The organism is Paucihalobacter sp. (genome assembly GCF_036825875.1).
Taxonomy (GTDB): Bacteria; Bacteroidota; Bacteroidia; order Flavobacteriales; family Flavobacteriaceae; genus Paucihalobacter.
Window position 1 is genome coordinate 132,958 of the sequence record NZ_DAISXK010000001.1, and the last position, 13,156, is coordinate 146,113.

The 13,156-nt window shown below is 37.9% G+C and carries 12 protein-coding genes; 5 read left to right on the forward strand and 7 right to left on the reverse strand.

The genetic code is table 11. The annotated features are described in order from the left end of the window. Positions 1-29 precede the first annotated feature (29 nt). From V7Z48_RS00605 to V7Z48_RS00620, 4 genes are all read left to right on the forward strand, one after another. A complete protein-coding gene (locus V7Z48_RS00605) occupies positions 30-1,502 on the forward strand; it encodes a S41 family peptidase (RefSeq protein ID WP_334111439.1) in 1,473 nt (490 codons plus the stop codon). 135 nt (positions 1,503-1,637) lie between these two features. Then, entirely contained in the window at positions 1,638-2,513 is an 876-nt protein-coding gene (locus V7Z48_RS00610) for a pirin family protein (protein ID WP_334111440.1), read from the forward strand. 110 nt (positions 2,514-2,623) lie between these two features. Then, positions 2,624-3,646: a DUF481 domain-containing protein gene (locus tag V7Z48_RS00615; RefSeq protein WP_334111441.1), complete on the forward strand. Its 1,023-nt coding sequence runs from the start codon at positions 2,624-2,626 to the stop codon at positions 3,644-3,646. Positions 3,647-3,718: 72 nt separating this feature from the next. Beyond that, complete coding sequence (locus V7Z48_RS00620; RefSeq protein WP_334111442.1) at positions 3,719-4,210, forward strand: hypothetical protein; 492 nt, start codon at positions 3,719-3,721, stop codon at positions 4,208-4,210. Between the two features lie 54 nt (positions 4,211-4,264). Here the strand turns inward: V7Z48_RS00620 and V7Z48_RS00625 are convergent, their stop codons facing one another. From V7Z48_RS00625 to V7Z48_RS00655, 7 genes are all read right to left on the reverse strand, one after another. After that, the gene (locus V7Z48_RS00625; protein ID WP_334111443.1) at positions 4,265-5,806 is read right to left on the reverse strand and encodes an acyl-CoA carboxylase subunit beta; all 1,542 of its coding nucleotides are present in this window, start codon (positions 5,804-5,806) and stop codon (positions 4,265-4,267) included. 11 nt (positions 5,807-5,817) lie between these two features. After that, a complete protein-coding gene (gene accC / locus V7Z48_RS00630; protein ID WP_334111444.1) occupies positions 5,818-7,260 on the reverse strand; it encodes an acetyl-CoA carboxylase biotin carboxylase subunit in 1,443 nt (480 codons plus the stop codon). Between the two features lie 10 nt (positions 7,261-7,270). After that, complete coding sequence (locus V7Z48_RS00635; RefSeq protein WP_334111445.1) at positions 7,271-7,759, reverse strand: acetyl-CoA carboxylase biotin carboxyl carrier protein subunit; 489 nt, start codon at positions 7,757-7,759, stop codon at positions 7,271-7,273. An 11-nt stretch (positions 7,760-7,770) separates the two neighbouring features. Further along, positions 7,771-8,439 (reverse strand): 3'-5' exonuclease, encoded by a 669-nt coding sequence (locus V7Z48_RS00640; protein ID WP_334111446.1) that lies wholly within the window; start codon positions 8,437-8,439, stop codon positions 7,771-7,773. 1 nt (position 8,440) lies between these two features. Continuing rightward, entirely contained in the window at positions 8,441-10,324 is a 1,884-nt protein-coding gene (locus V7Z48_RS00645; protein ID WP_334111447.1) for a DUF294 nucleotidyltransferase-like domain-containing protein, read from the reverse strand. A 75-nt stretch (positions 10,325-10,399) separates the two neighbouring features. Next, positions 10,400-10,975 (reverse strand): NUDIX hydrolase, encoded by a 576-nt coding sequence (locus V7Z48_RS00650; RefSeq protein ID WP_334111448.1) that lies wholly within the window; start codon positions 10,973-10,975, stop codon positions 10,400-10,402. Further along, the gene (locus V7Z48_RS00655) at positions 10,968-12,056 is read right to left on the reverse strand and encodes a M42 family metallopeptidase (RefSeq protein ID WP_334111449.1); all 1,089 of its coding nucleotides are present in this window, start codon (positions 12,054-12,056) and stop codon (positions 10,968-10,970) included. Before V7Z48_RS00655 ends, V7Z48_RS00650 begins: the two co-directional genes overlap by 8 nt. Before the next feature lie 134 nt (positions 12,057-12,190). Here V7Z48_RS00655 and V7Z48_RS00660 point away from each other — a divergent pair, with 134 nt between their 5' ends. Further along, the gene (locus V7Z48_RS00660) at positions 12,191-13,081 is read left to right on the forward strand and encodes an ABC transporter ATP-binding protein (protein WP_334111450.1); all 891 of its coding nucleotides are present in this window, start codon (positions 12,191-12,193) and stop codon (positions 13,079-13,081) included. Positions 13,082-13,156: the final 75 nt, after the last annotated feature.

Here is a 13,156-nt window from a genome sequence, read left to right on the forward strand (position 1 = left end):
AACTCATTATTAATCCTTTATCTGGTGTTATGAGGCATTTATTTTTTTTATGTGCACTGTTGTCGTTTCTCAATTTAAGAGGACAAACACAGTTAGACGATGTTCAATTGTCTGAAGATTACCAGATTTTGGTAAATATTATTTGTGAGGTATCGCCGACGTTAAGCGAGACTGAAAAAAACACACTGAGAAACTATCTTGAAAATCGCGGCAAGGAATTAAATGGACAAAACTTAACGGCTGTTGAGTTTTTTAGGTTTTTGATGGGTTCGAAACCAAGTGGTGCTACCGACGGTCACGGCAACATCAACCTTCCAAGTACTATTGTAGAATCTGTTTTGGGAGACAACAAGGTGTTATTTCCTATGCCTTTTATCATTGAGAATAATCAGTTCTTGGTGAATGCCGAAAATGCGGCTATTCCTTATGGTTCTGTTATTTCTGAAATTAACGGAAAGTCAGTAGACAGTATATTAGTCAGTGTGTTAAGAGCGGCTACTACATTTGAAATACGCAATCTTGAGCGCTCGTTCGATATACTATTTTTACTGAAATACGGTGCCGTCAACGCATTTCAGATTGCATATTCTTTACCTAAGGATTCTGAAATTCACTATTTGCAACTTGACGCTATAAATGTTGAATCAAGAGAACAGATTTATAAAAATACAGTGATGCCGTTGCACAGAGAGCAACTTGCGAATACTATCAATACCCAGTTTTTTGAAGCAGAAAACACTTTTTATATTCAGTTAAATTCATTTACATGGAGAGATGAAAAGGTGAAGAATGAATACGACACCTTTAAGAAAAAATTTGAAGACATTTTTAAAACCATTCAAAAACAAAACGTTGCTAACCTAATTATCGATTTGCGCTACAATAGCGGTGGCAACATGATTGTCCCGTCGTTGCTCTATTCCTTTATAGCTGAATATAATTTTAACGAACATATTGAATTGATTGTGCCTGATTTCGATTTTCCAGAAAGTCAGCATTTAGTTGGAGTTGAAAACAGATCTTTGACGGCTGAAGCGCTAGATGCCTACCTGAAAAATTTCAAAAAAGGTTTTACTAAGAACAAGGATTATTACAACGTAAAAGTGGTAAATCAAAAAACCAATAAAGCTAATAAAAGGGCTTATAAAGGCAAGGTTTATTTATTAGTGAGTGGGCGAACTTTTTCGGCTGCGGCTTACTTTGCTGCGCTTTTCAAAAGTCAAAACAGAGGCAAAATTATTGGCGAACCTATTGGTGGAACATTCCGAAATATTACTGCTGGAATGCAATTGGTTTACGAACTTCCAAACTCCGAATTATTGGTGAATATGCCCATTGGATTGTATAAATTTTCAGAAGATTTAGACAAATCCATGCCTGATGCCAATATAAGCTCGGATGTGATTTTACACGCCGACCTATTTTATGAGCATTATTTAAATAAAAAAGATGCTTATTTAATTGAAACTTTAAAACTCATTTCGAAAGCTAATAAAGATTAAAAACTTTCAGATTATGGATGAATGGGCTAATCAAAATAAACACAAAACTGGTTTTTATCGTTTTTATAAATCTCAATTTGCGTAAATTATAAAATAAGAATCACATCGATTTAAGTTTTAAAATTAAAAAACAATATGTCTAATGTCGATTTAATAATAGAAGAAAGAGCAGCCAATATCGGCAACTTTATGGTTGGAAGATTGTTGCCCTTTCGACAAAAACGAGCGGTTGGTCCGTTTGTTTTTATAGCCCATATGGGTCCTGCTAAAATGAGCGAGCGTGATAATTTAGATGTATTACCACATCCGCATATTGGACTTTCAACGCTTACCTTTTTATTTGAAGGTGCCATTATGCACCGCGATAGCATGGGCAATGAGGTTGAAATTAAACCGGGCGCTGTCAACTGGATGACCGCAGGCAAAGGTGTTGTGCATTCCGAAAGAACGCCTGACTATTTAAGAGATTCCACTAAAAGCTTGCACGGTCTTCAAATTTGGGTAGCCTTACCTAAACATTTGGAAGAAACTAATCCGAGTTTTTACCATGTTGAGGCCAAAGATATTCCACATTGGGAACGCAATGGTGTCAGGTTTAAACTCATTGCAGGTAAAGCATTTGGGAAAACATCGCCTGTTCCTATACATAGTAGTTTGTATTTCATTGAAATAAAAAGTAAAACCACCCAAACCATTAACATAGGTGATGACCTGTTTGGTGAAAGTGCGCTTTATATTTTAGAAGGCGAAATCCGAAGCGATGGCAATACCTATCAACCAAAGCAGATTTTAATCGCGAAAGATGCCAAGCTATGCGAATTTGAAATTACTGCCAACACCACAGTGTATATCTTTGGCGGTGAAGTTTTTCCTGAAGAACGCTTTATCAATTGGAATTTTGTGTCGTCTAGTAAAGAACGCTTACAGCAAGCAAAAGAAGATTGGATTGCGCATCGCTTTCCGAAAGTCCCTGGTGAATCGGAGTTTGTGCCATATCCTGTGTACAAATAAGTTGGTTTTACACGAATAATTTATATATTGTTTAAAGACGAATATTAAGGTGTATGTTGAGACTTCTAAACGTTTTAAAACTAACGCGCCTATAAAATGTTTATAATTTCATGAATTTGAGATTGCTACTAATTGTTCTTCTGAATGTTTTTATATCAGAAATTGACGCTCAAAATGATTCGTTAGTTTTGAATAATGGCAACTTAATTGAAGGTGAACTGAAAGGCATGCGGCAAGATGTGACCACCTTTAAAACAGATTATAGCGATTCGGATTTTAAAATAAAATGGAGCGAAATTAAAACGCTTAGCACCAAAACAGAGTTTTTGGTAACTTTGAAAAATGGTAGTCGTTACAATGGGTCTTTGAAAAGTAATTCTGACGGTGACATTGCTATTTCAACCGTTTCAGGAGAAGTTTTGGCCATTACCAATCTCAATTCCATTGTACTTTTGGTAGTCGTAAAGTCTGATTTTTGGAGCAAATTGGACGCAAGTGTTTCGGTTGGCTACAACTTTATAAAATCAGATAACCAGTCGCAGTTAAGTTTGAGGAGTGCTTTGTCCTATAATGCAAAGCGCTGGTCATTAAGTTCTAATTACAATCAAATAAGAACGACCCGGGACGAAGTATTCTCAGTACGCAGAATGGACGCTGGCCTCGTTTATAAGTATTATATGAAAAAGAATTGGTTCACCCTTTCAGAAGTGTCATTTTTAAGTAATACAGAGCAAAATATTGATTTAAGAACGCTGGCAAAACTGGGTATGGGAAAGTATATTTTGAGGAGCAATAAAATGTACTGGGCGGTTCAGAGTGGTGTTTCGTACAATAACGAAAGTTTTATGGTAAGTGGTAGTGACGGTAATAATAACAGTGGTGAAGGTTTTCTAGGAACTGAGTTAAATATTTATAATATTGGCGATTTAACGCTGCTAACGCGTGTGGTAGCGTATCCGAGTTTTACAGAAAAAGGAAGGTTTCGTGTAGATTCGCGATTTGACTTAAAATATGATTTGCCTCTAAATTTTTATATCAATTTTGGGATTACCTTAAACCACGACAACCAGCCAGTTCAAACTACCAACAAAACGGATTATGTTTTGCAATCAACAATTGGTTGGGATTTATAACGTATCAAGTACAGAAAATAACATTTAGTTTTTTTAACCTAATTTAAATTTTAATATAATAAACAATACAATATGAACACAACGATCAATTTTAAAGAAACACAACGGTTTACCCAATGGTGGTTATGGGTTATACTCATTGCTTTCGACCTATTTGCAGTGTACCTGATTTACAGTCATTTTGTAATTGACAAACCCATTGGTGACCATCCTTTACCAAGTTGGGGCGTGTTGTTGTATGTTGTTTTTACATTTGCGCTTTTTGCATTGTTTGTCACCATGCGTTTAGAAACCACTATCAACAGAAGCGGTATTTATATCAATTTTTTTCCGTTAATCAGTAAGCATATTCCATGGGAATCGATAGCATCGGCCGAAATGGTGGATTACGGCTTTGTGGGTGGCTGGGGAATAAGACTTGGTACTAAGTATGGTACAGTTTATAACGTAAAAGGCAATTTAGGACTCGCATTGCGATTGAAAACCGGCAAAAAACTTTGTGTAGGAACTCAAAAGGCCGAAGAGCTAAAAAGGGTGCTTGACAAAGCTATTATAAATAAATAAAGCGAACTTAGCATAAGGTTCGCTTTATTGTATCTATATTAATCTTCTACTAAACTACAAAGGAATATTCCCATGTTTGCGAATGGGATGATTGACCTGCTTGTCCTGCAGCATGGTAAATGCTTTAATCAGTTTGCGACGTGTTTGGTCTGGCAGAATAACTTCATCTATAAAGCCACGTTGCGCTGCACTGTAAGGATTCGCAAACAAATCGGCATATTCAGTTTCTTTAGCTTTTAAAGTAGCTTCTTGATCATCGGAGGCTTGAATTTCCTTTTTAAAGATAATTTCTGCTGCACCTTTGGCACCCATTACGGCAATTTCGGCGGTGGGCCATGCAAAATTCATATCGGCACCAATGTGTTTAGAATTCATTACATCGTAGGCACCACCATAAGCTTTGCGGGTAATCACCGTAACACGTGGCACCGTAGCCTCGCTAAAGGCATAGAGTAATTTTGCACCGTTGGTGATAATTGCATTCCATTCTTGGTCAGTCCCAGGTAAAAATCCTGGTACATCTTCCAAAACCAACAACGGTGTATTAAAGGCATCGCAAAAACGCACAAATCGCGCTGCTTTTTTTGAACTATTCACATCTAATACACCGGCTAAAAACATCGGTTGATTGGCTACGATACCAATACTTTGTCCGCCCAATCTAGCAAATCCGACAATAATATTTTCAGCGTAATCTTTATGAATTTCATAAAAAGAATCTGCATCAATAATTCCATCAATTACCTGATGCATATCGTATGGTTTATTTGGATTATCTGGAACTAATCCATTGAGCTGTGTTCTTAATTCGTCCTCAAGATCGTAAGAATACTTAGGAGCGGTTTCTTTATTACTTTGAGGTAGGTAAGAAATCAATTTCTTAATACTTTCAAGGCAAGCCACATCGTTAACTGAGGTAACATGCGCCACACCCGATTTAGAGGCGTGTACCAAAGCACCACCGAGTTCTTCGCTACTTACACTTTCGTTAGTGACGGTTTTTACCACGCTAGGACCCGTTACAAACATATAACTCGTGTTTTCCACCATCAGGGTGAAATCCGTCATAGCTGGCGAATACACTGCGCCACCGGCACATGGACCCATAATAGCTGAAATTTGAGGTATCACACCTGAAGCCTGTACATTTCGGTAGAAAATATCGGCATAACCACCTAAGGAGCGCACACCTTCTTGAATACGTGCACCTCCCGAATCATTTAATCCAATAAATGGTGCACCTACATTAACCGTCAAGTCCATGATTTTGCAAATCTTTTCAGCATGGGTTTCTGAAAGCGAACCACCAAATACGGTAAAATCTTGAGCAAATACATATACTAAGCGTCCATCAATAGTGCCATAACCCGTCACCACACCATCGCCGTAATACATTTGGTTTTCCATTCCAAAATCTTTGGTACGATGGGTAACCAAGGCACCGATTTCTTCAAAGGAACCTTCGTCTAATAAATAATCAATACGCTCGCGGGCGGTTAGTTTTTTATTTTGATGTTGGCGTTCAATTCTGTCTTGGCCACCACCAAGATAGGCCTGATTTAATTTATTGTTTAATTCTTCTATTTTAGGATTCATAAGTTTCAATTTTAAACATTGGGAATACGCAACACTTGTTGGTCTTTTTCATATTGATACAAAGCAACTAAAGAGGCGATGTAGGCTTCAGAGTCTTGCTGTGCTTTTAGCATTTCAGGCGCGTAGTAATCTTTTACAAAATGCGTGTTGAAATCGCCTGAAATAAATGCATGGTGTTCGCAAACAAAACGTCCGAAAGGCAAGGTTGTTTGCACGCCTTCAACCTGATAATTGGCAATGGCGCTTAACATGAGTTGTATGGCTTCGGTGCGATTCTTGCCGTAGGTAATTAATTTTGATAACATTGGGTCGTAATAAATAGGAATATCCATACCTTCTTCAAAACCATTATCAACGCGAATACCTTCACCTTTAGGTAAGCGGTAGGTACTTAGATTTCCAACGGATGGTAGAAAATTATTGAGTGGATCTTCAGCATAGACTCTCAATTCTAAGGCGTGACCTTTGATATGCAAATCCTTTTGCTTGATAGGCAATACTTCGCCACGGGCGACTTGTATTTGCAAGGCTACCAAATCTACACCAGTGATTAATTCGGTTACGGGATGTTCTACCTGAAGACGCGTATTCATTTCTAAAAAGTAGAAATTCAGGTCAGCATCCAAAAGAAACTCTACCGTTCCAGCACCAACATAATCGCAAGATTTAGCCACATTAATTGCCGCTTCGCCCATTTTAGTACGAATTTCAGGTGTTAATACCGATGATGGCGCTTCCTCAACTACCTTTTGATGGCGACGTTGAATGCTGCATTCACGTTCGAAAAGGTGTATCACATTGCCATGCGTATCTGCCATAATTTGTATTTCAATGTGTCGTGGAGACGTAACATACTTTTCAATAAATACGGAGCCATCTCCAAATGCTGAAGTTGTTTCGCTGATGGCACGTGTCATTTGCGATTCCAATTCATCAGCATGACTAACAACACGCATTCCTTTACCGCCACCACCAGCAGATGCTTTGATAAGAATAGGGTAGCCTATATTGTTGGCAATAGCCTTTGCTTTTTCAACATCGGTAATGGCTTTGTCGATACCCGGAACCATGGGAATATTGTAATGACTTACCGCTTCTTTAGCCGCCAATTTACTTCCCATAACGCGGATGGCTTTGGAGCCTGGACCAATAAAAGTGATGCCATTATTTTCGACCATTTCTGCAAACTCGGCATTTTCTGATAAAAAGCCATAACCTGGATGAATGCCATCTACGTTAAGCTGTTTGGCAACTTCTATAATTTTATCGCCACGCAAATAAGATTGGTTGGATGGCGCTTCTCCTATACATACCGCTTCATCGGCAAACTTGACATGGGGCGAATTTCTATCGACTGTTGAATACACGGCGACTGTTTTAATGCCCATTTCTTTAGCAGTCCGCATCACTCTTATGGCTATTTCACCTCGATTGGCAACTAATATTTTTTTCATCTTTTTATTCTTATGATTCAAATTCCACTAATAATTGACTTTTATTCACGGCATCGCCCTTGGAAACATTGATGGTTTTTATCACGCCTTCACGTGGCGAGGTAATACTGTTTTCCATTTTCATGGCTTCTAAAATGAGCAGTGTATCGTTTTCTTTAACCGCATCACCTTTTTTAACGGCAATATCTAAAATCAACCCTGGCATAGGGGCTTTTACACTATTTACATGCTTGGCCGAGGTGATACTCAAACCCATAGATTCAATAAGTTGGTCTAAACTGTTGCTTATTTGAACTTTGTAGAGGTTGCCTTGCACTTTTAAAGTGTAAGTTTTTTGGTGGAAATCTTGTTCAACAATTTCAACAAGATAGGATTGATTGTTGTGTAGCAAATGAACCAGTTGTTCGTTTACTGGCACCAAATCTAATTCAGTAATCGCTTTGGCGGGGATTTGCTGTTTGCTTTGTTGGTTAATTTTTACGGTATAATTTGTATCCATAATTGTGTGTTTTATAATAAGCCTGTTCGCTGATGGGATTTTAAAAAATCGTTCAATTTTAGGTCATTGAGTTGAATATATTTGGTATAAAGTTTAATAAATATTAAGGCTGTTATATAGGCATCACCATTGGCGGTATGTCTGTCGTGCAGAGGTATTTTAAAGTAGCGTGCAATTTCGTCCAATCCCAAATTTTTTACTTGTTGTTGCGAAGGTACAACCCTTTGAAATAGTTGTGCAGTATCAATAAATTTATTTTTAAGCTTGGCTAAATTCATGCGTTTTAGGGCTGAATTCATCATGGCAATATCGAAGGCAGCGTGATGCGCTACTAAAACGCTATTGCCAATAAAACTTAAAAATTCTTCAATGGCTACTGATTCTGGTATTTTTATTTCGTTTCCAGATTTTCGCAAACCATGAATAGCAGCACTTTCTTTTTTAAAGCGTTCCTGTTGAAGGTATAGCTCTAAGCCTTGGGAAGTAAATACCGTTTTATTTTTAACTCTGAATGCACCTATAGACAATACAACATCTGTTTTTGGATGTAGTCCGGTAGTTTCAGTATCGAACACAACAAACGAAGTTTCTTGTATAGAATGGGGTAGTGGAACCTTATTGGCAGCGTCATATTCTTGCCAAAAATCAGGATAATTTTTATGTTGAAACCACTTTAGCATGTTACATTAGTTGCGCTAGTTTAAATCGAATTTGAATGACATTTTGAACTTCTTTAATTGGTTTGAAAGCTTGCTTTAATTTGAGTCGGTTAGATTTGCTCAATTGTTCTAATTTCACAAACCTTCCGCTGTCCTTATATTTTAAACCTTCAATAGTCCTAAACGCCAGCAAGGTTTTGAAAGCATCAAGGCAAGATTGGTATAAAACTTCATTTTGAGGCTCCAGTTTTGCAAGTGCTTCATAACGTTTGATAGTGCTTTTTGGATCGTTAACACCTTTTTCAAGTATCAGCAAGCGTGCCGCATCTACCAATGGCATGATGGCACGTGCTTTAATATCGAATTGGTCGTGGTGTGCGCCACTATCTTCAACAACAAACTGACGAAAAAAGCTAAGTGGCGGTGGATTTTGTAAAGCATTCAACCCGAGATAATTCAAAAACACCTCATAGCTTCCAACAGATTGCCGAATGCTTTCTGATAGCTTCAATTCTAAACTCACATCACCATACACCCGTTTAAAATCGAAAAAAATGGTACACATCATTATCGAATTTTCGGATGGTCGGGTAATCCATTTATCGAACTGTGCCTTCCAATCAGAAATAGACATACACCACTCCGGATTGGAAGCCATCATGTTGGCTGGACATTCTTCAAAACCAACGATGGCGATTGCTTTATTGATGTCGGAGGCAAGATCTAAAAAATATGATTTTACTTGTGCCTGTTCTTTTTCATCAACATCTTCAAAAATTAGAGCATTGTCTTGGTCGGTAAACAAAAGTTGTTCTTCACGTCCTTGGCTTCCCAATGCCAGCCAGGTAAAGGCTGTGGGTGGTTGCTGGGTTTTTGTTGTTATAACTTGTTCTATTATTTTTTGGGTGATGCAATTATTGACACTGCTTACTACAGACGCAATAAAATCAACTGGAACATCACTATCAAAGTAAGCTTGGATAAGCGGTTGTAGTTTTTGTCTAATTTCCGCCAACGCTTCAAAGGATTTTGCGCGTTTGATTTGCTTTAATAAAACCGATGGATTATTGGTGTTCATAACCACAATGTCATGTGCCGTTACCATACCTAAAACTTGGGAATTGACGGAGCCATCTTCGGTAATGCACAAATGCGAAATTCCTTTTTCTAGCATTGCCATCTGACTTTCTAAAGCAGAAATATCAGGAGGAAATGTATAAACCGGAGCACTCATGATTTGCGTAACGGTTTCGTTAATATTGAAAAAACCAGTGGCGATTTTAGAACGAAGGTCTTTATCAGTTATAATTCCCAGAGGCTGCTGCTGACTATCGGTAATTAAGATGGAACCTATTTTATGTACGGTCATTAATTTAGCCGCTTCAGCGATGGTATCTTGAGTTATACAGGTTATAACAGGCGTGCTATATTGTACTCTTTGAAGTGGTAAAATATCAATATTAGAAACCTCTTTAGTATCTTTTTCATCATTTCTGATGGCCAAATTGGAAGCAAAAGCGGTGGCCAAATACTTATGGACCTCTAGGTTATTTTGAACCATATCAAGAAATTTATCAGCAGGCAGTGCATACACAATAGATTCTTCTATGGCAGCTGCTTTTAATTGATAGGCATCGTTACGTAAAATAGCTCTAATGCCGAATACATCACCTTCATCGCAATGGTCAACCAAGTGATTATTTCGATAAAGGCCAACAGCGCCATCTTTCACGACATAGAAATACTTGTGCAACAAATCGTTGGTGTTAAATACCAGCTCCTCTTTTTCTAAATATCGAACAACACAAGTACTCGAAATAGTGATTAAATCCGAATGTTTAACAAAATTGAAGGGCGGAAAGTCCTTGAGGAAATCAAAAATACGCTGTGAAACGATGTTACTCATACCTCCAAATTTAATGAAAATATGGAATTGATGACATGATTATTATCATTAAAAGATGAAACTTAGATGCTCGAATTATGCTTTAATACCAAGCTTTTGCTGTATTGCGTCAAGTACGAATATATAATAATCTTTGTTTGAAGCGACAAAATGAGAATTGGTTTCACTTTTGGTCAACAACTCTAAAAATGATTTTATAGTTACCAATTTAATAGCCTCCACTTCTTCGGGTTGTGGAATGAGTGTTAAAATATCTTGGGTTAATTCCGCAATAAACACATGGTGAAACTCGTAATCTTTTATGGCGCCATCGTTATAATTCTTACAATGTTTATGAATCCCAATTTTAGTGAGTTGTTCAGCTTGTAATTGTAATCCGAGTTCTTCGTTGGTTTCTCGAATGGCGGCTGCTTCTATAGATTCACCGGCATCAATATGGCCAGCGGCCGACACATCCCAAAGCAGTGGATAAATACTTTTTTTATGCGAACGTTGTTGGAGTAAAATCTCACCCGTGCTGGTGTACAGCCACAAGTGAATGGTATTGTGATACCACCCGTGTTGGTGCGCCTCGTCTTTTAGGGCGACTTTACCTGTTGGCGCACCATCGGCGGTAACAATATCGATATATTCAGCTTGCTTATTAGTCAAAATAACTAAAAGTCTGTCCGCTTTTAATAGTTAATAGTGATTCGTAAATGAGTTTGATAACATTTTCAACATCGTCACGTTGTACCATTTCTACGGTGGTATGCATGTAACGCAGCGGCAATGAAATTAATGCCGACGCTACGCCGCCATTGCTATAAGCAAAAGCATCGGTGTCAGTTCCTGTAGCTCGAGATAATGCCGATCGTTGAAACGGAATTTTGTGTTTTTCAGCCGTATCGGTGATTAAATCTCTCAGTTTTTGTTGCACTGCCGGCGCATAAGCAATCACTGGACCTTTGCCAATTTGTGCATAGCCTTGAACCTTTTGATTGATCATCGGGGTAGTGGTATCGTGGGTTACATCGGTAACAATAGCAGCATTAGGCTTGATGGTTTGGGTAATCATTTCCGCACCGCGCAATCCTATCTCTTCTTGCACCGAATTGGTGATATACAAACCAAAAGGTAATTTCTTCTTGTTTTCGTGAAGTAATCTAGCTACCTCGGCAATCATAAATCCACCCATTCTATTGTCTAAGGCGCGACATACAAACTTATCCTTGTTCAGTATATGGAATTCATCTGGATAGGTGATCACACAGCCTACGTGGATTCCCATTTTTTCAACCTCGGCCTTGTCTTTGGCGCCTACATCAATGGTAATATTTTCAGGTTTGGGTGCTTCTTCTTTCGATTTATCTCTGGTATGAATAGCTGGCCATCCAAAAACACCTTTTACGATGCCTTTTTTGGTATGAACATCCACAATTTTACTGGGTGCAATTTGATGGTCGCTACCGCCATTGCGAATCACATAAATCAAACCGTCATCGGTAATATAATTAACGTACCATGAAATTTCATCGGCATGGCCTTCAATCACTACTTTATAGTCGGCTTCGGGATTGATCACACCAACAGCACTGCCATAGGTATCGGTAATAAAGGTGTCTACATAAGGTTTCAGGTAGGCCATCCAAAGTTTTTGACCGTTCCATTCGTAGCCAGTTGGTGAAGGATTATTGAGGTAATTCTTTAAAAACTCCAGTGATTTTTTATTCAATATGCTTTCTTTAGCCATTTATAAGTATTTTAGTGAATTAATCAGATTTGTAAAATTAATTTGATTTTTTCGAACCACATAACAATTTTAACAAAGCTTGTAACAAAATCAACTTATTTGTGTCCAATACACCAAACATTAAAATTCAACTCATGAAACTAGTCATCAAGAATCTTACAAAAACTTACAAGAATGGGGTTAAGGCCTTAGACGATTTAAATCTTGAAATAGGCGCCGGTATGTTCGGTTTATTAGGACCGAATGGTGCTGGAAAATCCTCTTTGATGCGAACAATCGCTACGCTGCAAAGCCCAGACTCAGGAAGTATCACCTTTGGAGATATTGATGTTTTGAATGATAAAATGGCGCTGCGTAAGCTTTTGGGTTATTTACCGCAGTCTTTTGGTGTATATCCAAAACTTTCAGCTGAAGCCTTACTAGATTACTTTGCAACTTTAAAAGGTATTTCTTCTAAAAAAGAACGCGAAGCCATTGTAAAAGAAGTTTTAGAGATTACCAATTTATATGATGTTCGTAAAAAACATGTGGCTGGCTATTCTGGTGGTATGAAACAGCGTTTTGGAATTGCTCAGTTATTGCTTAACAATCCAAAACTTATTATTGTAGATGAACCAACCGCAGGATTGGATCCAGCTGAGCGTCACCGATTTTTAAACGTGTTACGTGAGGTGGGAACTAATTGTACCGTGATTTTTTCAACGCATATCGTTGACGATGTCAAGGAACTTTGCAATGAAATGGCCATACTTAACGGTGGTAAAATTTTACAACACAGCACGCCCGCTCAGGCCACTCAAGAACTTGAAGGCAAAATTTGGACTAAAATTATTGAGCGCGACGAATTGGAACAACATGAAGCCATGTACAACATTTTGTCGTCTAATTACAACCAAGATAACACTTTAAATATTCGTGTGTTTAGTAATAAACAACCGGCAGCCGATTTTAAACTGGCCAATGCACAGTTGGATGATGTTTATTTTATTGCTTTAAAGGGCGATATGGAAACTGCTGCTGTTTAATTAATTACAAAAATAATAAATTATGTTTTCAACCATATTTAAGCACGAATTAAGTTATTGGATTAAAAAGCCAGC

Excerpts from the sequence above, each read along its gene's own strand:
- V7Z48_RS00605 (WP_334111439.1), top strand. The coding sequence starts at position 30 with ATGAGGCATTTATTTTTTTTATGTGCACTGTTGTCGTTTCTCAATTTA.
- V7Z48_RS00620 (WP_334111442.1), top strand. The coding sequence starts at position 3,719 with ATGAACACAACGATCAATTTTAAAGAAACACAACGGTTTACCCAATGG.
- accC (WP_334111444.1), bottom strand. The coding sequence starts at position 7,260 with ATGAAAAAAATATTAGTTGCCAATCGAGGTGAAATAGCCATAAGAGTG.
- V7Z48_RS00625 (WP_334111443.1), bottom strand. The coding sequence starts at position 5,806 with ATGAATCCTAAAATAGAAGAATTAAACAATAAATTAAATCAGGCCTAT.
- V7Z48_RS00610 (WP_334111440.1), top strand. The coding sequence starts at position 1,638 with ATGTCTAATGTCGATTTAATAATAGAAGAAAGAGCAGCCAATATCGGC.
- V7Z48_RS00645 (WP_334111447.1), bottom strand. The coding sequence starts at position 10,324 with ATGAGTAACATCGTTTCACAGCGTATTTTTGATTTCCTCAAGGACTTT.
- V7Z48_RS00655 (WP_334111449.1), bottom strand. The coding sequence starts at position 12,056 with ATGGCTAAAGAAAGCATATTGAATAAAAAATCACTGGAGTTTTTAAAG.
- V7Z48_RS00640 (WP_334111446.1), bottom strand. The coding sequence starts at position 8,439 with ATGCTAAAGTGGTTTCAACATAAAAATTATCCTGATTTTTGGCAAGAA.
- V7Z48_RS00660 (WP_334111450.1), top strand. The coding sequence starts at position 12,191 with ATGAAACTAGTCATCAAGAATCTTACAAAAACTTACAAGAATGGGGTT.
- V7Z48_RS00615 (WP_334111441.1), top strand. The coding sequence starts at position 2,624 with ATGAATTTGAGATTGCTACTAATTGTTCTTCTGAATGTTTTTATATCA.
- V7Z48_RS00635 (WP_334111445.1), bottom strand. The coding sequence starts at position 7,759 with ATGGATACAAATTATACCGTAAAAATTAACCAACAAAGCAAACAGCAA.